This window comes from Streptomyces sp. AHU1 (genome assembly GCF_045343905.1).
In the GTDB taxonomy this organism is placed as follows: Bacteria; Actinomycetota; Actinomycetes; order Streptomycetales; family Streptomycetaceae; genus Streptomyces; species Streptomyces triticiradicis.
The window spans coordinates 6,214,073-6,234,078 of the sequence record NZ_CP174283.1 but is presented as its reverse complement, the minus strand read 5'-3'; the positions used below and the strand labels follow the sequence as shown (position 1 = coordinate 6,234,078).

The 20,006-nt window shown below is 72.4% G+C and carries 15 protein-coding genes; 2 read left to right on the top strand and 13 right to left on the bottom strand.

Annotated elements, in window-relative coordinates; all coding sequences use genetic code 11:
- Positions 1–60: 60 nt before the first annotated feature.
- Positions 61–1,002: a 2-hydroxyacid dehydrogenase gene (locus ACICHK_RS27875; protein ID WP_406839008.1), complete on the bottom strand. Its 942-nt coding sequence runs from the start codon at positions 1,000–1,002 to the stop codon at positions 61–63.
- Between the two features lie 75 nt (positions 1,003–1,077).
- On the opposite strand from ACICHK_RS27875, the gene ACICHK_RS27870 reads away from it, so the two are divergent.
- Complete coding sequence (locus ACICHK_RS27870) at positions 1,078–2,085, top strand: aldo/keto reductase (protein ID WP_151472078.1); 1,008 nt, start codon at positions 1,078–1,080, stop codon at positions 2,083–2,085.
- A gap of 103 nt (positions 2,086–2,188) precedes the next feature.
- Entirely contained in the window at positions 2,189–3,361 is a 1,173-nt protein-coding gene (locus tag ACICHK_RS27865; protein ID WP_225860740.1) for a sorbosone dehydrogenase family protein, read from the top strand.
- A gap of 19 nt (positions 3,362–3,380) precedes the next feature.
- On the opposite strand, the gene ACICHK_RS27860 is transcribed toward ACICHK_RS27865, so the two are convergent.
- The 12 genes from ACICHK_RS27860 to ligA form a co-directional block, all read right to left on the bottom strand.
- Positions 3,381–6,473 (bottom strand): AAA family ATPase, encoded by a 3,093-nt coding sequence (locus tag ACICHK_RS27860; protein WP_406839007.1) that lies wholly within the window; start codon positions 6,471–6,473, stop codon positions 3,381–3,383.
- Between the two features lie 182 nt (positions 6,474–6,655).
- A complete protein-coding gene (locus ACICHK_RS27855; protein ID WP_151472076.1) occupies positions 6,656–6,853 on the bottom strand; it encodes a hypothetical protein in 198 nt (65 codons plus the stop codon).
- Between the two features lie 200 nt (positions 6,854–7,053).
- On the bottom strand, positions 7,054–7,653 hold the full coding sequence (locus tag ACICHK_RS27850; RefSeq protein ID WP_406839006.1) for a hypothetical protein: 600 nt from the start codon (positions 7,651–7,653) through the stop codon (positions 7,054–7,056).
- Positions 7,654–7,687: 34 nt separating this feature from the next.
- A complete protein-coding gene (locus tag ACICHK_RS27845) occupies positions 7,688–8,263 on the bottom strand; it encodes a GNAT family N-acetyltransferase (RefSeq protein ID WP_406839005.1) in 576 nt (191 codons plus the stop codon).
- A gap of 4 nt (positions 8,264–8,267) precedes the next feature.
- Positions 8,268–10,568: an MMPL family transporter gene (locus ACICHK_RS27840; RefSeq protein WP_406839004.1), complete on the bottom strand. Its 2,301-nt coding sequence runs from the start codon at positions 10,566–10,568 to the stop codon at positions 8,268–8,270.
- Positions 10,569–10,751: 183 nt separating this feature from the next.
- A complete protein-coding gene (locus ACICHK_RS27835; RefSeq protein WP_406839003.1) occupies positions 10,752–11,333 on the bottom strand; it encodes a hypothetical protein in 582 nt (193 codons plus the stop codon).
- 97 nt (positions 11,334–11,430) lie between these two features.
- Entirely contained in the window at positions 11,431–12,945 is a 1,515-nt protein-coding gene (gatB, locus tag ACICHK_RS27830; RefSeq protein ID WP_151472072.1) for an Asp-tRNA(Asn)/Glu-tRNA(Gln) amidotransferase subunit GatB, read from the bottom strand.
- Between the two features lie 16 nt (positions 12,946–12,961).
- Entirely contained in the window at positions 12,962–13,192 is a 231-nt protein-coding gene (locus ACICHK_RS27825; protein ID WP_103550499.1) for a hypothetical protein, read from the bottom strand.
- An 8-nt stretch (positions 13,193–13,200) separates the two neighbouring features.
- The gene (gatA, locus tag ACICHK_RS27820; RefSeq protein ID WP_151472071.1) at positions 13,201–14,706 is read right to left on the bottom strand and encodes an Asp-tRNA(Asn)/Glu-tRNA(Gln) amidotransferase subunit GatA; all 1,506 of its coding nucleotides are present in this window, start codon (positions 14,704–14,706) and stop codon (positions 13,201–13,203) included.
- A 5-nt stretch (positions 14,707–14,711) separates the two neighbouring features.
- On the bottom strand, positions 14,712–15,008 hold the full coding sequence (gene gatC, locus ACICHK_RS27815; protein WP_037622623.1) for an Asp-tRNA(Asn)/Glu-tRNA(Gln) amidotransferase subunit GatC: 297 nt from the start codon (positions 15,006–15,008) through the stop codon (positions 14,712–14,714).
- A 299-nt stretch (positions 15,009–15,307) separates the two neighbouring features.
- Positions 15,308–17,539 (bottom strand): putative bifunctional diguanylate cyclase/phosphodiesterase, encoded by a 2,232-nt coding sequence (locus ACICHK_RS27810; protein ID WP_406839002.1) that lies wholly within the window; start codon positions 17,537–17,539, stop codon positions 15,308–15,310.
- Between the two features lie 261 nt (positions 17,540–17,800).
- Entirely contained in the window at positions 17,801–19,996 is a 2,196-nt protein-coding gene (ligA, locus tag ACICHK_RS27805) for an NAD-dependent DNA ligase LigA (RefSeq protein ID WP_406839001.1), read from the bottom strand.
- Between the last annotated feature and the right edge of the window lie 10 nt (positions 19,997–20,006).

Genomic DNA, 20,006 nt, shown 5'->3' with positions numbered 1-20,006 from the left:
GCCCGCATCCGAGGGACTGCGGAGGGTGCCCGAAGCGGGCGAGGAGCGGACGGCGGTTGCTCAGGTGCCGGTGGTAAGGACCACGTTGCGCAGCGGCTCCCGGTTCACGAAGAGGGTCAGCTGATCCGCCAGCAGCCTCTTGGCGCGCGGCCAGAACGCCGAGGTCGGCCCGCCGACGTGGGGACTGATGAGCACACCGGGCGCATGCCACAACGGGTGCCCCGCGGGCAGCGGTTCGGGGTCGGTGACGTCGAGGGCCGCGGTGATGCGTCCGCTCTTCAGCTCGCCGACCAGCGCGTCCGTGTCGACGACGGGACCGCGGGCCATGTTCACCAGGAGCGCGCCGTCCTTCATCCGGGACAGGAAGTCGGCGTCCACCAGGCCACGGGTGCCGTCCGTGAGCGGTGTGGACAGGATGACGACGTCGAACTCGGGGAGCAGGGAAGGCAGTTCGGTCAGGGGGCGCACGGGACCACGCGCCGTGGCACGGGCGGAGCGCGCGATGCGCGCGACCCGCGCGAGCTCGAACGGCGCGAGCCTGTCCTCGATGGCGGACCCGATCGACCCGTACCCCACGATGAGGACGGACCTGTCGGCCAGCGAGGGACGGAACCCCGAGCGCCACTCCTCCTTGTCCTGGCCCCGCACGAAGTCGGGGATCCCGCGCAGCGAGGCGAGGACCAGGGCGAGGGCGAGTTCCGCGGTGCTCGCCTCGTGCACTCCGCGGGCGTTGCACAACACCACGCCGGGAGGAAGGGAGTCGAGGCTCGGCAGGACGTGGTCCACGCCGGCGGAGAGCGTCTGCACGGCCCTGACCGACGTCATTTCGGCCATCGGCCGCTGCGAGACCTCGGACGGCTTCATGTAGGGCACGACGTAGAACGCGCAGTCGGCGGGATCCGCGGGGAACTCCCGGCCGCCGTCCCAGAAACGGTAGTCGGGCCCTTCGGGGAGCCCGTCGATCTCGTCCGCGTGAAAGGGGAGCCAGACATCGAAGGTCATGGTCAGGAGGTTATGCCAGGCGCTTGTGCGCGCAGAGGTTAGGTTGGGGGCCAGCAGAAGGAGGATCACGGCCAGGTGGAGCGCAGAACGATCGGGGCCGCGGCGCTCGAAGTGGGGGCGGTCGGACTCGGATGCATGCCGATGAGCTGGGCTTACACCGGGTCGCAACAGCGCGGCGAGGAGTCGCTGCGCGCGGTGAACGCGGCACTCGACCGGGGGTCGACGCTGCTCGACACGGCGGACATGTACGGGCCCTTCACCAATGAACTGCTCCTCGGGCGCGTGCTCAAGGAGCGGCGTTCCGAGGCCTTCGTGTCGACCAAGGTCGGTCTGCTGGTGGGCGATCAGCACCTCGTGGCCAACGGCCGTCCCGGCTACGTGAAGCGGGCGTGCGACGCGTCGCTGCGCCGGCTCCAGACCGACGTGATCGATCTCTACCAGCTGCACCGCGCGGACCCGGAGGTGCCGGTCGAGGAGACCTGGGGCGCGATGGCCGAACTCGTCTCGGCCGGAAAGGTGCGCTCGCTCGGACTGTGCGCGGTGGGTGCCGGGTCCGGCCGCCGGGCGGGGACGCGGGTGCACGACGGAACGATCCGGCTGCTGGAGCGGGTGCAGCAGGTCTTCCCGGTGAGCACCGTGCAGGCCGAGCTGTCGGTGTGGTCGCCGGAGGCGCTGGACGCGCTGCTGCCGTGGTGCGCGGCGCGCGGTGTCGGTTTCCTCGCCGCGATGCCGCTCGGCAACGGCTTCCTGACCGGCACGCTGACCCCCGGCGAGGGTTTCGAGCCCGACGACCCCCGGGCCCGCCATCCCCGCTTCACCGCCGAGATGATGGCCGCGAACCAGCCCATCGTCGTCGGCCTGCGGCGGGTCGCGCGGCGGCACGGGGACGGCGTCCGTCCCGTCACACCCGGGCAGGTGGCGCTGGCGTGGGTCCTGGCACAGGGGCCGCACGTCGTCCCGGTGCCGGGGGCCAAGCGGGAGCGCTGGGTCGCCGAGAACGCGGGGGCGGCCGGACTGCGGCTGACCGCGGAGGACCTCGCCGAGGTGGCGGGGCTGCCGGACGCGCTGGGATCCTGGGACTGAGCGGTGCTTCCGGAGCCCGGCGCGCGTCGCCCGGCCGGGATCGGGAACCCGGAGGCCGCGAGCGGCGTATGAACAGGGGGACCGCCGCGTCGAAGGGACACTCATGGTGCAGGTTCGAGCAGTGACGGTCGCGCTGACCACGACCGCGCTCCTGGTGACGGCCGGCTGTTCCTCCGGCGGCCGGCCGGGGCCGGCCGGCACGGGCGCGTCCGCGGGCACCGGGAGCACTTCGTCGCACTCGGCGCCCGCCGGGAGCGCCGCCCCCGAGGAGACGCCGCCCGCGAAGGGTTCGGTGAAGGTCCTGCGCACCGTCACCGAGGGTCTCGACACCCCCTGGGGCCTGGCACCGCTGCCCGGGAGCGGCCTGCTGGTGTCCTCGCGGGACAAGGGCACCATCACCCGGATCGACGAGAAGACCGGCGGGAAGACGCTGCTGGGCGAGGTCCCCGGGGTGTCCCCGGCCGGCGAGGGCGGTCTCCTGGGCATCGCGCTCTCGCCCGACTACGCCTCCGATCACATGGTCTACGCGTATCTGACGACGGCCTCCGACAACCGCATCGTCCGCATGCTGTACGACGAGCGGAAGCCGTCCGGCGAACAGCTGGGCGCACCGGACACGGTCTTCAAGGGCATCCCCAAGGGCGTGATCCACAACGGCGGCCGGATCGCCTTCGGCCCGGACAGGATGCTGTACGCGGGCACGGGCGAGACGGGTGACCGGGGCCTGGCCCAGGACAAGGAGTCGCTCGGCGGGAAGATCCTGCGCATGACGCCGGAGGGCGAGCCCGCGCCGGGCAATCCGTTCCCCGACTCGGTCGTGTACTCGTACGGGCACCGCAACGTCCAGGGTCTCGCCTGGGACGGCAGACAGCGGCTGTGGGCCTCGGAGTTCGGCCAGGACACCTGGGACGAACTGAACCAGATCAAGCCGGGCGACAACTACGGCTGGCCGGTGGTGGAAGGCGTCGGCCACGACCCGAAGTACCACGATCCGGTGGCCCGTTGGCACACCGACGAGGCCTCCCCGAGCGGGATCGCCTACGCCGAGGGGTCCGTATGGATGGCGGCCCTCAGGGGTCAGCGCCTGTGGCGCGTCCCGTTGAACGGCGTCGAGGCGTCCGCGGCCCCCGAGGCCTTCCTGAAGGGCGAGTACGGGCGCCTGCGCACGGTCGTCTCCGCGGGCGGCGACAAGCTCTGGCTGACCACGAGCGAGACCGACGGCCGCGGCACCCCCGTGAAGGGCGACGACCGGCTTCTGGAGCTGGAGGTCGGGTAGGACGTCCCCGGGCCGCTCCTCAGCCGGCCGCCCGGACGGCCGGGGTGCCGGGGGCGTCCGGCGGGAAGAGCCGCAGCCTGTGGGCCAGCGCCGCGGCCTCCCCCCGTCCCGAGACGTCCAGCTTGGCCAGGATGTTCGAGACGTGGACGCTGGCCGTCTTCGGGGAGATGAAGAGTTCCTCGGCGATCTGGCGGTTGCTGCGGCCGGCGGCGACCAGGCGCAGGACATCGCGCTCGCGGCCGGTGAGTCCGAGCGCGGCCACGGGGTCGGCGGGAGCGGTCCGGGCCCCTCCGGGGACGGGCTCCGGGGTGATGCGGGCGCGCCGGGCGAGCAGGGCGACGGCGTCGGCGAGGGGGCGGGCGCCGAGGTGTCCGGCGGCGGCGCCGGACAGCCGGAGGAGTTCCGCGGCGCGGGCGCGCTCCTCGTCGTCCGCGCCCGTGACCAGCAGGGACTCGGCGAGGCGGAGGCGGACCCGGGCGAGGTCGTAGGGGCGCTCCAGGGGTTCGAGGGCCTCGACCACCTCGGACCACTGGTCCGGGGTGCTCGCTCCGTCGGCCCGCCGGAGTTCGGCGCGCACCCATGCGGCGTGAGCGACCCAGACGGGCGCTCCGGTGGCCAGGGTCCGCGCGGCCGCGCGGACGCGTTCCAGGGCCGGGGTGCGGCCGGGATCGGCGCCGGGCGGACGGCGGGCGTCGGTCTCCGCGGTGACGGCGGCCAGCAGCAGCGGCCAGGCGTAGCGCTGGGTGCCGGGCGGGAAACCCGCGGCCAGCGCCTCCTCCAGGGCGGTACGGGCGTCGAGGAGGCGGCCCTCGCCCGCGGCGATGCCGATGGTGGCGCACAGCAGCGGCAGGGAGTGCTGGGGCATCGGGTCATGGGTGCCGAAGTGGCCGCGCGCGGCGGCCAGTTGGCGTCCGGCCTCGGCGAGGTCGCCGCGGGCCAGGGCCACGGGCACGAGACGGGAGGCGCCCACGCCGGAGGCCTTGCCGTCGAGTCCGACGGCGAGGGCGTCGCGCGCGGCCTCGGCGGCCTCGTCCCACCGGCCGAGTGCGTACAGCGATTCGGAGAGGTTGCCCCAGATCCAGGCCTGGGTGTCCAGCAGGCCGTTGCGGCAGGCGAGTTCGACGCCCTCGCGCAGGAGGGCGACGGCCTCGCGGGAGCGGCCGACGGACTCCAGATGGGAGGGCAGGTTGACGTGCAGACGGCCCATGACGTAGGCGGCGCCCTGCTGTTCCGCCCGCTCCCTGACCCGGTACATCTCGGCGAGCCCGGCCTCGATGTCCCCCGCGTCGACCATCAGGCCGCCGAGGGTGAGCCGGGCGTTCAGCTCGGTGTCCCGGGCCCCCACCATGTGCGCGTACTCCACGGCGCGTTCGGCCGCGGAGAGGGCGCTGTGGCCCGGCTGGTGCACCATGCACCAGGAGGCGACCATGGACAGGACCTCGGCGTGCACCCGGGAGGGGGGCAGACCGCGCACCAGGTCCTGGGCGGTGGCGAGTTCCTTCCAGCCGTCGCCGCGGACCTGTGCCTGGACGAGCCGGGAGCGCTGGATCCAGAACCAGGCGGCGCGCAGCGGGTCGTCCTCGTCCTCCAGGAGGTGCAGCGCCCGCCTGGTCGTCTTCAGGGCGCGTTCGCGTTCCCCGCACAGCCGGCCGGCGACGGCCGCCTCCGCCATCAGGTCGAGGTAACTCAGGGGCGCGGTCGCGACGTCACGGCCGTCCGGGATCTCCCCGTGCCCTTCGGGCAGTGGGGGCGGATAGGCCTCCACGTAGTCGATGGGGCGCAGTTCGGCCCGTACGGTGTCGGGGACCGCCTCCCACAGCTCCATCGCCCGCTCCAGGAGCCGCAGTTGCTCGGCGTGGGCGTGCCGGCGGCGGGCTTCGACGGAGGCGTCGAGGACGACGGGCAGGGCTTTGGCGGCGTCGTGGGCGTGGTACCAGTAGCTGGCCAGGCGGGTGACGCGCTCGTCGGCCGGCACGAGCGCCGGGGCGGCCTCCAGGGCCTCGGCGTAGCGGCGGTTGAAGCGGGAGCGCTCGCCGGGCAGCAGGTCGTCGCTGACGGCCTCGCGGACCAGGGAGTGACGGAAGCGGTAGCCGTCGCCGCCCGGCGAGGCGATCAGGATGCTGGCGCCGACGCAGGCGCGCAGGGCCTCGATGAGGTCGTCCTCGGCGAGCCGCGCCACGGCGGCGAGCAGGGGGTACTCGACGGTGCTGCCGCCCTCGGCGACGATCCGGGCGACCCGCTGGGCGCTCTCGGGCAGACCTTCGACGCGGACGAGGAGCAGGTCGCGCAGGGTGTCCGTGAGCCCGGTGGGACAGCCTTCGCGGGCGGCCACGGCGAGTTCCTCGACGAAGAACGCGTTGCCGTCGGAGCGGGCGAAGATCTCGTCGGCCTGGGCGGTGTCGGGTTCGCGGGCGAGGATCCCGGCGATCTGGCGGCCGACCTCGGCCCGGTCGAGGCGGCCCAGCTCGATGCGCCGGACCGTGCGGAGGCGGTCGAGCTCGGCGAGCAGGGGGCGCAGGGGATGGCGGCGGTGGATGTCGTCGGCGCGGTAGGTGGCGATCACGACGAGGCGGCCGCTGCGCAGCGTACGGAAGAGGTAGGCGAGCAGATGGCGGGTGGAGGCGTCGGCCCAGTGCAGGTCCTCGAGGACGACGACGACCGTGCGGTCCTCGGCGACCCGTTCCAGAAGGCGGGCGGTCAGCTCGAAGAGGCGGGCCACGCCGTCCTCCTCGTACTGCCGTCCCCGGGTCGTCCGCGCGAGTTCGGGGAGCAGGCGGGCGAGTTCCTCCTCCTGGCCCGCGGCCGCGGCGGCGAGCTCGTCGGGCAGGGTGCGGCGCAGGGCGCGCAGGGCGGTGGAGAACGGTGCGAAGGGGAGGCCGTCGGCCCCGATCTCGACGCAGCCGCCGCAGGCGACGACGGCGCCCTCGCGGGTGGCGGAGGCGGAGAACTCCTCCAGGAAGCGGGTCTTGCCGACGCCGGCCTCACCGCCGAGCAGCAACGCCTGCGGCTCTCCCGCGGCGGCGCGGGAGAGCGCGTCGTTCAGCACCCCCAGCTCGTCGGCGCGTCCGACGAACACCGGGCTGACGGATCTGGTCTCCACGGGCCCGAGCATGGCACAGGGGTCCGCCGGCGGGGCGGCGGGCGCCGGGACGGCGGTCAGTGCCGCGTGCGCCGGCCGGCCGTCGGCGAGCGGGAGGCGGCCGACCCCCGTACGACCGCCTCCCGTACGACCGTCGTCCCGCACGTCCCGCGGACGGCCTGATGCCGCACGGCCGTCCGCGGGCGTCCCAGCGCTCATACGGCGCGGGCGAACCAGTTCCGGCGGAGACGGTTCCTATGGGCCCGCTCGTCGGTGCCGTCGTGCGCGGACCGGAAGGCGGCGGCGCGGCGGGCGGCCCGGCGGACGCTCGCGGCCTCCTTGGCGAGCCGGTGGTTCTGGGCCTCACGGATCAGTTCCGCGGACCGGATCTGCTGGAGCTCGTACTCGAACATCTCGTGTCCCCTGGTGAAGAGTCGGTTTCGGTCTCGCTCGTTCGCGATGCCTCAACCTTCGTCTCCCAGGGGGGTGCGCCACATCGGGAGAGTTCCGCATCTTGGGAACGCGAAGGGCCTTAGGGCGGCGGCCGGTCTCCCGTGCCGGCCCTAAGGCCCCTCAGATATGCCGGTCGGTCGGTGGTGCCGGCCGGCGGGACTCAGCTCGCGGAGGGCAGGCCGAGGAGGACGTCGGAGTACTTGGCGACCGCGAGCACCAGTCCGAGGACGCCGAGCGACACGCCCGCCCAGGCGACGGACTTGATCCAGGCGGCCTGCGGCCTGCCGGGGGCGCCGAACGCGGGCCGGACCAGCACGAGGACGCCGGTGATCAGCGCGGCCAGCGCGAAGAGTCCGCCGACGAGCGCGGTGGTCGCCCAGGCGTCGCCGTAGACCTCCTTGACCTGCGTGGCCACGCTCGCGGTGGACGAGGTGCGGAGCTGGCCGATCAGGGTCTCGCGGGCGGCCGCGACGGTGGCGACCCAGCTCCCGGTCAGCGACACCAGGCCGAGCGCGGCGGACACCACGGCGGCGACACCCTGGCCGACACCGCCGTCCCGTCCCGTTCCGGAGTCCTCGGCGGCGGCGAGGTCCTCGTCGGTCCCGTCCCGCTCCGCGGCGTCGGCCGGGGCCTCGGCCCCGGTCCCCTCGTCCTCGGGCGCTCCGGCCGCGCCGGTCCCGGTGACGTCCACCGCCTGCTCGTCGCGCTTCGCCCCGGTGCCGGTCTCGGCCCCGGCCTCGTCAACTGTCCTGGTTCCCATGCGGGCACCGTACGGACGATGTCTGAGAGCTTCCTTAATGATCCGCGGGAGCGCTGTCCGCGCGTGCGGCACGCCACTCGGGCGCGAGCACGGACCACACCTCCAGGTCGTGCCGGACCCCGTGGTGGGGGTGCTTCTGCCGGAGCACGCCGTCCCGGCTCATCCCGAGCCGCCGGGCCACGTTCAGGCTCGGGACGTTGCCCGCCGCGGCGACCCACTCGACGCGGTGGATCCCGCGCTCCTCGACCGCGTGGTCGATGAGGATCCGCATCGCGCGGGTGACCAGGCCGCGTCCGGAGGCGGCGGGTTCCAGCCAGCAGCCGACCTCGCAGTTGCCCTGGTCGGCGTCGAACCGTACGGCGAGCACGCCGCCCACGAGCTTCCCGTCCAGCCACAGGCCGTGCAGGAACCCGGTGTCGGCGGCGCGCATGTCGGCGTACCGCTGGAGCTGCGCCCGCGCGGATGCCACGTCCGTGGACCCGGAGCCGAAGGCGATGAACTGCCCGATGAACTCGCGCCCGCGGTCCAGGTGCGCGAGGAACTCCTCGGCGTGCCAGGGCTCCAGGGGCCGCAGCTCCGCGCCGTCCTCGCCCAGGGATATCGCGTACATCCGGTCACCGCTCCTTCGTCGTCACGTCCGTCCCTCCGGCCTCGGTCACCTCGGCGGCCTCGGGCTCGGCGTCCCTCGGCCCGGTGCCCGCCGCCGCACGGCCCAGTACGTCCGCCGCCTCGGCGTCCGTGGCCTCGGCCAGCCTCTCATGCGCGGCACGGCACTCCGGCGGTTCGATGCTGATGCGCGGCAGCCTCTTGTCGAGGGCGCGCGGCAGCCACCAGTTGGCGCTGCCGAGCATGTGCATGAGGGCGGGGACGAGCAGCGTGCGCAGGACGAAGGCGTCCAGGGCGACGGCGGAGGCCAGCGCGATGCCGAACATCGCGATGACGCGGTCGCCGCTGAGCACGAAGGCGAGGAAGACCGAGATCATGATGACGGCGGCGGAGTTGATCACCCGGCTGGTCTCGGCGAGGCCGACCCGCACGGCGCGCCGGTTGTCACCGGTCTCCAGCCACTCCTCGTACATCCGGCTGACCAGGAAGACCTGGTAGTCCATGGAGAGCCCGAAGAGCACCGACACCATGATCACGGGCAGGAACGGCTCGATCGGGCCCGCGCGGCCGAGACCGAGCAGCTCGCTCCCCCAGCCCCACTGGAAGATCGCGACGACGACTCCGAAGGCGGCGGCGACGGCGGCGATGTTCATGGCCGCGGCCTTGAGGGGGATGCCGATCGAACGGAAGGCGAGCAGCAGCAGGACGCAGCCGAGGCTGATCACGACTCCGACGAAGAGCGGGAGCTTGCCGACGATGACGTCCGCGAAGTCGTCGTAGCTCGCCGTCACACCGCCGACCTGTACGTCGAGGCCGGTGCCCGACTCGGCGCGCGGCAGGACGTCGGTGCGCAGCCGGTCGACGAGGTCGCTGGTCTTCTGGGACTGGGGCGCGGAGGTCGGGACGACGGTGAGGAAGGCCGTGTCACCGGCGCCGTTGTAGGTCACCGGGGTCGCCGAGGCGACACCCTCGGTGCCCCGCAGCGTGGCGTCCAGGTTGTCCAGGGCGAGCCTGTCCTCCGCGCCGCCGACCTTGGTGACGAGGGTCAGGGGCCCGTTCACGCCGGGACCGAAGCCCTCCGAGATCAGGTCGTACGCCTGCCGGGTGGTCGTCGTCCTCGGGTCGTTGCCCTGGTCGGAGGTGCCCAGGTGGAGGGAGAGCGTGGGGAGGGCGAGCACGGCCATCACGACGACGGCCACGGCGCCGAGCAGCTTGGGGTGGCGCTCCACGAAGGCGGACCAGCGGGCGGCGAACCCGGTGGCCACCTCCGGCTCGGGCCCGTGCTCCTGCAGCCGCCGCCGCTCGCGGCGGCTGAGCGCGCGCGGCCCGATGAAGGAGAGCAGCGCGGGCAGCAGGGTCACGGAGGCCGCGACGGTGAGGACGACGGTCAGGGAGGCGGCGATCGCCACGCCGTTGAGGAAGTTGAGCCGCAGGATGAGCATGCCCAGCAGGGCGATGCAGACGGTGGCGCCCGCGAAGACGACCGCGCGTCCGGTGGTGGCGACGGCGTTCTGCGCCGCCTCGGCCACCGGAAGTCCGCGCTTGAGGCCGCGCCGGTGCCTGGTCACGATGAACAGCGCGTAGTCGATGCCGACGCCGAGGCCCACCAGCATGCCGAGCATGGGGGCGAAGTCGGCGACGGTCATGGCGTGTCCGAGGAGGACGATGCCGAAGTACGCCGTGCCGACGCCGACCAGGGCGGTGGCGATGGGCAGCATGGAGGCGGCGAGGGAGCCGAAGGCGAGGAAGAGGACCACGGCGGCGACGGCCACGCCGACGATCTCGGCCGTGTGCCCGCCGGACGGCTTGGTGAGGGCGATGGCGGTGCCGCCCAGCTCGACGTCGAGCCCCTCGGCCTCGGCGGTCTTCGCGGTGTCGACGACGGCCTGGACCTCACCCTTGTCGAGGTTCTCGGCCCGGTCGGCGAAGGTGACGGTCGCGTACGCCGTCCGGCCGTCCTGGCTGATCCGTCCCGATCCCTGGTGCGCGTACGGGCTGTCGACCGAGGCCACTCCGGGGAGCTTCTCGATCTTGTCCAGGGTCCGGGTCATGGACTGTTCGACGCCGGCGGAGCGCACCGTGCCCGAGTCCGTGTGCCAGACGACGGCGTCGCTGTCGCCGCCGAGCCCGGGGAAGCCGCTGTTCAGGAGCTGCGTCGCGCGGCCCGATTCGGTGCCGGGGACCTCGTAGTCGTTGGAGTACGCGGAACCCGTCACGGCGGCGGCGGCGGTCACACCGCCGAAGGCCAGAAGCCAGAGCAGAACGGCGACGAGGCGATGCTGGACGCACCACCGTGCAAGGGCTGCCACGAGCGAGCTCCCCGGGGGTTTTGTGGATCTTTATCGGGAACTGCCCGCAAAGAACACATGACTAATGCGCCATCACTCTTGCAGCCTGAAATGATCCTTTGCCCCATTCGTGGGGTTACTCACAGGACTGCGACCGATGTCACAGCATGCGCGCGTGGCGCGTGTCACCTCGCAGGTCACAGCTCAGTCCAGCTGGTCACCCACAGCCATGACCATCACGCCGACGATCATCAGCCACAGCGCCCGCCGGGTGCGGCCCCTGGCCCCGAGCACGGACGCCCCGGCGCACAGGACGGCCCCGGAGGCGTAGGAGAGGGGTATGAGCGCGGTGCCCGAGCCCGCGCGCATCACCGACGCGGCGAGCCCCGCGACGGTCAGCAGGACTCCCGTGGCGACCGCGGTCCAGCGCGCCCGACGCGCCTCCGGGTCCTCGTCGAGCTCCTCGTCCTCGTCCTCGTTCTCGGCCTCGTCCTGGCCCTCGTCGGGCTCCTCGCCGTCCGGATCCGCCGGGTCGTGGTCCTCGTCGCGCCCCGGATCGCCCGCGTCCCGGTCCTCGCGGTCCCGGCCGTCGGACTCCTGGCCGTCGGAGTCCTGGTCCTCGCGGTCCCGGCCGCGCTCTTCCTGGTCCTGCCGGTCCCGCTCGTCCCGCTCGTGCCGGTCCCGGGCTTCCGGGGCCTGGATCTCCGGGGCCCGGCCCCCGGTGTCACGCGTCTCACGGTCCTGCGTCGTGCGGTCGTACGTCTCGGAGTCGGTGCTTCCACTCATGGCGCGGGAGCGTAGCGCGTTGACCTGAGCACGCCGACACAGACCCCGGGGGTGCGTCGCGAGCGACGCACCCCCGGGATGTGGGAAAACCCTGACGTCAGCCTTCGGTGACGCCCAGCTTCTCCAGGATGAGCTCCTTGACGCGAGCCGCGTCGGCCTGGCCGCGGGTGGCCTTCATGACCGCGCCGACGAGCGCGCCGACGGCCTGGACCTTGCCGCCACGGATCTTGTCGGCGATGCCCGCGTTCCCGGCGATGGCCTCGTCGACGGCGGCGGTCAGCGCGCCCTCGTCCGAGACGACCTTCAGACCGCGCTTCTCGACGACCTCGTCCGGGGTGCCCTCGCCGGCGAGGACGCCCTCGATGACCTGACGGGCCAGCTTGTCGTTCAGATCACCGGCGGAGACCAGCGCGGACACCCGGGCGACCTGCGCCGGGGTGATCGGCAGGTCCTCCAGGGCCGTGCCCGACTCGTTGGCGCTGCGGGCCAGCTCACCCATCCACCACTTGCGGGCGGAGGCGGAGTCGGCGCCGGCCTCGATCGTCGCGACGATCGAGTCGATGGCACCGGCGTTGAGCATCGACTGCATGTCGTGGGCGTTGACGTCCCACTCCTCGCGCAGCCGGTTGCGGCGGGCCAGCGGCTGCTCGGGCAGTCCGGCACGCAGCTCCTCGACCCACTCGCGGGACGGGGCGACGGGAACGAGGTCGGGCTCCGGGAAGTACCGGTAGTCCTCCGCCTCCTCCTTCACGCGGCCCGAGGTCGTGGACCCGGTGTCCTCGTGGAAGTGGCGGGTCTCCTGGATGATCGTGCCGCCGGAGTTCAGCACCGCGGCGTGGCGCATGATCTCGAAGCGGGCGGCACGCTCCACGGAACGCAGGGAGTTGACGTTCTTCGTCTCGGAGCGCGTGCCGAACTTCTCACGCCCGTGCGGGCGCAGCGAGAGGTTCACGTCGCAGCGCATCTGCCCCATCTCCATGCGGGCTTCCGACACACCGAGCGCCCGGATGAGTTCGCGCAGTTCGGCGACGTACGCCTTGGCGACCTCGGGGGCCCGCTCGCCCGCGCCCTCGATCGGCTTGGTGACGATCTCGATGAGGGGGATGCCCGCGCGGTTGTAGTCGAGCAGGGAGTGCGAGGCGCCGTGGATGCGGCCGGTGGCACCGCCGACGTGCGTCGACTTGCCGGTGTCCTCCTCCATGTGGGCGCGCTCGATCTGCACCCGGAAGACCTCGCCGTCCTCCAGCTGGACGTCCAGATAGCCGTTGAAGGCGATCGGCTCGTCGTACTGGGAGGTCTGGAAGTTCTTCGGCATGTCCGGATAGAAGTAGTTCTTCCGGGCGAAGCGGCACCACTCGGCGATCTCGCAGTGCAGCGCGAGGCCGATCTTGATGGCGGACTCCACACCGGTCGCGTTGACGACCGGGAGGGCGCCGGGCATGCCGAGGCAGGTCGGGCAGGTCTGCGAGTTGGGCTCGGCGCCCAGCTCGGTCGAGCAGCCGCAGAACATCTTCGTCTTGGTGCCGAGTTCGACATGGACTTCGAGGCCCATGACGGGGTCGTACGACGCCAGCGCGTCCTCGTACGACACCAGGTCGGTCGTGGTGGTCACGGTGAAAACTTCCCTCTCAGCCCAGCAGGACGTCGTCGTCACCCAGGCGCTTGAGCTCCCGGTAGAGGATGGCGAGACCGGTGACGATGGCGGCGGCGGACAGGGCCGCGTCGATGAGGCGCAGCGTGTCGTTCTCCTTGCGGGCCTTCTTGACCTGCTTGGCGACACCGATGGCACCGAACGCCGTGCCCGCCATGGACAGATACGTGCCGGACTTGGACTTCTTGAAGCCCTTGGCCTTGGACATTGCCTTGCTCACAGCGACGGAGCCTCCTCAAGCAACGGGTGCCCCCACTTTTCCACGAAGGCGGCCTCGACGGCGGCGCCCACCTTGTAGAGGCGGTCGTCCTTGAGGGCCGGAGCGATGATCTGCAGGCCGACCGGGAGGTTGTCCTCCGGGGCGAGACCGCAGGGCAGCGACATGGCGGAGTTGCCGGCCAGGTTGGTCGGAATGGTGCACAGGTCCGCGAGGTACATCGCCATCGGGTCGTCGGCGCGCTCGCCGATCGGGAAGGCGGTGGTGGGCGTGGTCGGGGAGACGATCACGTCGACCTGCTCGAACGCCTTGTCGAAGTCGCGCGAGATGAGCGTACGGACCTTCTGGGCGCTGCCGTAGTACGCGTCGTAGTAGCCGGAGCTGAGCGCGTACGTGCCGAGCATGACGCGGCGCTTGACCTCGGGGCCGAAGCCGGCCTCACGGGTGAGGGCGGTGACGTCCTCGGCGGAGCGCGTGCCGTCGTCACCCGTCCGCAGGCCGTAGCGCAGACCGTCGAAGCGGGCGAGGTTGCTCGAACACTCGGACGGCGCGATCAGGTAGTACGCGGAGAGCGCCAGGTCGAAGGACGGGCAGTCCAGCTCGACGATCTCGGCACCGAGGCTCTTCAGCAGTTCGACGGACTCGTCGAAGCGCTGGATGACACCGGCCTGGTAGCCCTCGCCGCGGAACTGCTTGACGACGCCGACGCGCATGCCGGAGACGCTGCCGTTGCGGGCGGCCTCGACGACCGGCGGGACCGGGGCGTCGATGGAGGTCGAGTCGAGCGGGTCGTGCCCGGCGATGACCTCGTGGAGCAGGGCCGCGTCCAGGACCGTGCGGGCGCAGGGTCCGCCCTGGTCGAGGGAGCTGGAGAACGCCACCATGCCGAAGCGGGAGACCGCGCCGTACGTCGGCTTGACGCCGACCGTGCCGGTGACGGCGGCCGGCTGGCGGATGGAACCGCCGGTGTCGGTGCCGATGGCCAGGGGCGCCTGGTAGGAGGCGAGGGCCGCGGAGGAGCCGCCGCCGGAGCCGCCGGGGATCCGGGTGAGGTCCCAGGGGTTGCCGGTCGGGCCGTACGCGCTGTTCTCGGTGGAGGACCCCATGGCGAACTCGTCCATGTTGGTCTTGCCGAGGATGACGACGTCGGCGGCCTTGAGCCGCTTGGTGAGCGTCGCGTCGTACGGCGGGATCCAGCCTTCGAGGATCTTCGAGCCGACGGTGGTCGGGATGCCCTCGGTGGTGAAGATGTCCTTGAGCGCGAGCGGCACGCCGGCGAGCGGACCGAGCTTCTCGCCGGCCTCCCGCTTGGCGTCCACGGCGCGCGCCTGGGCGAGGGCGCCCTCACGGTCGACGTGCAGGAAGGCGTGCACCTTCTCGTCGACGGCCTCGATCCGGGCGAGGTGCGCCTCGGTGACCTCGACGGCGGTCAGCTCGCCGGCCGCGATCTTCTCGGCGATCTCGGCCGCGGTGAGCTTGATGATGTTGACGTTGGTGTCCGTCATGGTGATTAGTCCTCCCCCAGGATCTGCGGCACCTTGAAACGCTGCTGCTCCTGGGCCGGGGCGCCGGAGAGCGCCTGCTCGGGGGTGAGCGACGGACGGACCTCGTCCACGCGCATGACGTTCGTCAGCGGCAGCGGATGAGAGGTCGGCGGTACGTCTTGGTCGGCGACCTCGCTGACGCGGGCGACCGCGCCGATGATGTCGTCCAGCTGGCCTGCGAAGTGGTCGAGCTCTTCGCCCTTCAGCTCCAGACGCGCCAGCCGTGCGAGGTGGGCGACCTCCTCGCGCGTGATGCCAGGCATGCAGCGATCCTCTGGGGGTGAGTGCGTGTGTTTTGGCCCAATCCTATGGGCCCCGGGCCGATGCCCGCGCCCGGGTTTGCCGGGGGCCACGCCTCACCGGCCTCCGGCCGGACGTTCCCCGCCCACGCACCACCCGTTCACCCCCAGCCGACAACCCGGACTCGCCCGCTTCCCCGTCCCGCCGTCGGCGGCATGCCCGCCGCCGACGGCGGGACGCCGGAACGGGAGAGCCCCGCCTGTCGGGTGACGGTGAACGGGTGGTGCGTGGGCGGGGAACGTCCGGCCGGAGGCCGGGGGTGTTACTCCGCTGCAGGCAACGCGGCGCGCGGCCGCTGCCAGCCCCGGGCACCCCGGGCGAGCAGCCACGCCGTCGCCTCGTCGGGCGGCATCGCCGCGGCGACCAGCCACCCCTGGACGGCGTCGCAGCCCAGGTCCCGCAGCCGCTCCCACGTCTCGTCGTCCTCGACGCCCTCCGCCACGACGAGGAGCCCCAGGGAATGGGCGAGGTCGACGGTGCAGCGCACGATCTCGGCGTCCTCCGCGTCCACGGCGAGCCGTGCGACGAACGAACGGTCGATCTTCAGCTCGCTGACCGGGAGCCGGCGCAGATGGACCAGGGAGGAGTAACCGGTACCGAAGTCGTCCAGCGACATCTTCACGCCGTGCCCGGTGAGAGCCGCGAGGGTGTCGGCGGCACGCTGCGGGTCCTCCAGGAGCACGTGCTCCGTTATCTCCAGTTGGAGCGCTCCCGCGGGGACTCCGTGCCGGGCCAGACGGGCGGCCACGGCCCCGGCGAACCCCGGTGTGTGGACGTCGCGCGGCGAGACGTTCACCGCGACCGGCACGTACAGCCCCTGCGCCCGCCAGCGCGCGACCTGTCCGAGGGCCGTCTCCAGGACGTACTCGGTGAGGTGGGGCATCAGCCCGGACGACTCGGCGATGGCGATGAACTCGTCCGGCGGCACCTTGCCGCGCTCGGGGTGCACCCAGCGGACCAGGGCCTCCAGTCCGGCCACCTGTCCGTCGAAGCGGACCTTGGGCTGGTAGTGCAGTTCGACGTCGCCGGTGTCCAGGGCCCGGCGCAGGTCACCGAGCAGGCCCAGCCGGTCGGGGGTGTTGGAGTCCCGCTTGGACTCGTAGACCTCCACGCCCGTGCGGTCCCGCTTCGCCTGGTACATCGCGATGTCCGCCCGGCGCAGCAGCCCCTCCGCGTCGAGCGCGTGGTCGGGGAAGACGGCGAGCCCGGCGCTGGCCTCCAGGACGAGGGTGAGTCCGTCCAGGTCGAGCGGCGAGCCGAGGGCGGCGACCAGGTTGCGGGCGACCCGCGTGGCCGACGTGGTGGAGTCCGCGACCGGCAGTAAGACGGCGAACTCGTCACCGCCGAGCCGCGCGGCCTCCGCCCCGCGCGGCAGTGCGAGCCGCAGCCTCTCGGCTATCTGGAGGAGCAGCCGGTCACCGGCGAGATGTCCCAGCGTGTCGTTCACCGAACGGAAGCGGTCCAGGTCGATGAGCATCAGGGCGGAGCGGGCGCCGATGCGCTCGGCGTCGTCCAGTGCCGTCCAGGTGCGCTCCAGCAGCCACTGACGGTTCGGCAGCCCGGTCAGCGGGTCGCGCAGCTGCTCCTCGGCCCGCGCGCGGGCTATCCACAGGGTGGAGTCCAGGGCGATCAGCGGGATCGAGAACAGCGGCAGCAGCATCGGCTGGGCCGTCGCGACGACGCAGATCAGCGGCGCGATGCCGAGCAGCGCCACGGCGACGAGTCCCTGTCTGACCAGAGCCGTACGGGCGACGGTGGGCAGGCCGCCGCCCGGCGTGTTCAGGTACCAGAGCAGGGCGCGGGTGACGGCGAGGTAGGCGCCGGCGACCAGCACCACCTGGGGGGCCGCGTAGAACGTCCAGGTGCCGGGGTCCCAGGGGGCCTCGACGCTCGGGAACCGCCCGAACGACGCGAGGACCAGGGCTCCGGCCCCGATGCCGAGGATGTCGACGGCCCCGTGCAGGACGCCCTGGCGCCAGCGGTTGCGGCGGGCCGTGCCCACCAGGACGACGACGGTGAGGCTGACCATCCCGGCGGGGACCCAGCCGTAGAGCAGCAGGACCGCGAGGGTGAGGGCCGCGCCGGAACCGGTTCCGCCCCACCAGCGGGCGCGGCCGAGGGCGACCAGGTGGCCGACGATGACCCCGGTCAGCAGCGCCAGCGACCAGCCGACGGTGCCGCACGGGAAGAGCGCGTGATGACCGCTGAACGCCCGGTAGAAGCCCGCGCCCAGGACGAACGCGGCGGTGGCCACGACCGCCGACGGCAGCGCCGGCCAGGACATGTGGCGTTCGGGGTCCTGGCCGGGCAGGCCGGTGCCGCGCTCGGCGGTGAGAGCGCCGGGGACGCCGGGAGCGGCGGGCCGGGCGGCGCCGGGACCGCTCCGGACGGGGCGCTCCGACGGCCGTCCCGTCCGCAGGCCCGTCAGCCACGCGCCGGTCGTCCGGCGCAGGCGCAGCCGTGAGTCGGGAGCGGCGCTCTCGGTCGGTTCCATTCCCGTCCCTCTCACTGCCGGCGGTGCCCACGCCACGCGATCCGTTGCCGGCGACGACTGCCTACGGTGCCGCGTCGGAAAACCCTTCCCCCGGGCTCGTGGTGAGCGGGGGATGCGCCGACCGAGGCCGGACACGGCGGGCGCACACGTCAACAGTAGGCCGCGGAAGGCTTCCACGGGCAGCGGTCGTCGACGGTTGCCCGTTTACGACCCAGCCACCCGTATGCCGCCGATATGCGCCGAACGGGTGGTCTTCAACCGCTACTCCTCGATCGGAAGCGCGACTTCCGCCGCCGCGTCCGGCCCCTGCCCGAGCAGGACGGAGAAGCCCTCCTCGTTCAGGACCGGAACCTTCAACTGCATCGCCTTTTCATACTTCGAGCCGGGATTGTCACCCACTACAACGAAAGATGTCTTCTTCGAAACAGAACCGGTCACCTTTGCTCCACGGCTCTGCAGCTCCTCCTTCGCCCCGTCCCGCGTGTGGTGTTCGAGCGTGCCCGTGACCACGACGGTGAGGCCTTCGAGCGGACGGGGTCCCTCGTCCTCGCCCGCGCCCTCGTCCTCCATCCGGACGCCGGCCGCCTTCCACTTGCGGATGATCTCGCGGTGCCAGTCCTCGGCGAACCACTCCTTGAGCGAGGCGGCGATGATCGGCCCGACCCCCTCGGTGGTGGCGAGCTCCTCCTCGGTGGCCGCCTCGATGCGCTCCACGGAACGGAACTCCCGGGCCAGCGCCTCGGCCGCGACCGGCCCGACGTGACGGATCGACAGGCCGGTGAGCACGCGCGCGAGCGGGCGCTCCTTGGCGGCCGCGATGTTCTCCAGCATGGCAAGCGCGTTCTTCTTCGGCTCGCCCTGCTGGTTGGCGAAGACCGTGGCGATCTTCTCCTCGCCGGTCTTCGGATCGCGCTTGGGCAGACCGCTGTCCTGGTCGAGGACGTACGCCTTGATGGGCAGCAGCCGCTCGATGGTGAGGTCGAAGAGGTCGCTCTCGTCCGTCAGCGGCGGCTCGGACGGCTCCAGCGGCTTGGTGAGGGCCGCCGCGGCGACGTAACCGAAGTGCTCGATGTCCAGCGCCTTGCGGCCCGCGAGGTAGAAGAGCCGCTCGCGCAACTGGGCCGGGCAGGCACGCGCGTTGGGGCAGCGCAGGTCCACGTCGCCCTCCTTCATGGGCCGCAGCGCCGTACCGCACTCGGGGCACTCGGCCGGCATCACGAACTCCCGCTCGCTGCCGTCGCGCAGGTCGGCGACCGGTCCGAGGATCTCGGGGATGACGTCACCGGCCTTGCGCAGCACCACCGTGTCCCCGATGAGCACGCCCTTGGCCTTCACCACGTCCTGGTTGTGCAGGGTGGCGAACTCGACCTCGGAGCCCGCGACCGTGACCGGTTCGACCTGCGCGTACGGAGTGACCCGGCCCGTACGGCCCACGCCGACACGGATGTTGACGAGCTTGGTGTTGACCTCCTCGGGCGCGTACTTCCAGGCGATCGCCCAGCGGGGTGCGCGCGCGGTGGAGCCGAGCCGGCCCTGGAGGGGGATCTCGTCGAGCTTGACGACGACCCCGTCGATCTCGTGCTCCACGGAGTGGCGGTTCTCCCCGTAGTACGTGATGAACTCCCGTACGCCGTCGAGGCCGTCGACCACCTTGGCGTACCGCGTGGTGGGCAGTCCCCAGGAGTTCAGCAGGCTGTACGCCTCGGAGAGCCGCCCGAGCCCCTCGAACCCCTCAAGGGCCCCGATGCCGTGGACGACCATGTGGAGCGGCCGGGACGCGGTGACGCGCGGGTCCTTCTGGCGCAGCGAACCGGCCGCCGCGTTGCGGGGGTTGGCGAAGGGCTTGTCACCCGCCTCCACCAGCCGGGCGTTGAGCTCCTCGAACTTCTCCATCGGGAAGTAGACCTCGCCGCGGATCTCCACGAGGTCGGGGACGTGATCACCCGTCAGTCGGTCCGGGATCTCCGCGATCGTACGGACGTTGGGCGTGATGTCCTCGCCCGCGCGGCCGTCGCCGCGGGTCGCCGCGCGGGTGAGACGGCCGCGCTCGTACGTGAGGTTGACGGCGAGGCCGTCGACCTTCAGCTCGCACAGGAAGTGGTGCTCCGAGGCGCCCACGTCCTTGGCCACGCGCTCGGCCCACGCGGCCAGTTCCAGGTCGGTGAAGGCGTTGTCGAGCGACAGCATGCGCTGCCGGTGCTGCACGGAGGTGAACTCCGTGGCGTACGCCCCCGCGACCTTCTGGGTCGGCGAGTCCGGCGTCCGCAGCTCGGAGTACTCCTCCTCCAGCGCCTCCAGGGACCGCAGCAGCGTGTCGAACTCCGCGTCGGAGACGACCGGGGCGTCCTTCACGTAGTACCGGAAGCGGTGCTCCTCGATCTGCTCGGCGAGCTGCGCGTGCCGCTCCCGTGCCTCGGCGGGTACCGATGTGGGCTCTGCGTGCATTTCGCCGGCCACCGTTGTGTCC

Coding starts and splice junctions, on each gene's coding strand:
- ACICHK_RS27845 (WP_406839005.1), bottom strand. CDS start 8,263: ATGTACGCGATATCCCTGGGCGAGGACGGCGCGGAGCTGCGGCCCCTG.
- ACICHK_RS27835 (WP_406839003.1), bottom strand. CDS start 11,333: ATGAGTGGAAGCACCGACTCCGAGACGTACGACCGCACGACGCAGGAC.
- ACICHK_RS27860 (WP_406839007.1), bottom strand. CDS start 6,473: ATGCTCGGGCCCGTGGAGACCAGATCCGTCAGCCCGGTGTTCGTCGGA.
- ACICHK_RS27865 (WP_225860740.1), top strand. CDS start 2,189: ATGGTGCAGGTTCGAGCAGTGACGGTCGCGCTGACCACGACCGCGCTC.
- ACICHK_RS27855 (WP_151472076.1), bottom strand. CDS start 6,853: ATGTTCGAGTACGAGCTCCAGCAGATCCGGTCCGCGGAACTGATCCGT.
- gatC (WP_037622623.1), bottom strand. CDS start 15,008: ATGCCTGGCATCACGCGCGAGGAGGTCGCCCACCTCGCACGGCTGGCG.
- ACICHK_RS27875 (WP_406839008.1), bottom strand. CDS start 1,002: ATGACCTTCGATGTCTGGCTCCCCTTTCACGCGGACGAGATCGACGGG.
- ACICHK_RS27850 (WP_406839006.1), bottom strand. CDS start 7,653: ATGGGAACCAGGACAGTTGACGAGGCCGGGGCCGAGACCGGCACCGGG.
- gatA (WP_151472071.1), bottom strand. CDS start 14,706: ATGACGGACACCAACGTCAACATCATCAAGCTCACCGCGGCCGAGATC.
- ACICHK_RS27825 (WP_103550499.1), bottom strand. CDS start 13,192: ATGTCCAAGGCCAAGGGCTTCAAGAAGTCCAAGTCCGGCACGTATCTG.
- ACICHK_RS27810 (WP_406839002.1), bottom strand. CDS start 17,539: ATGGAACCGACCGAGAGCGCCGCTCCCGACTCACGGCTGCGCCTGCGC.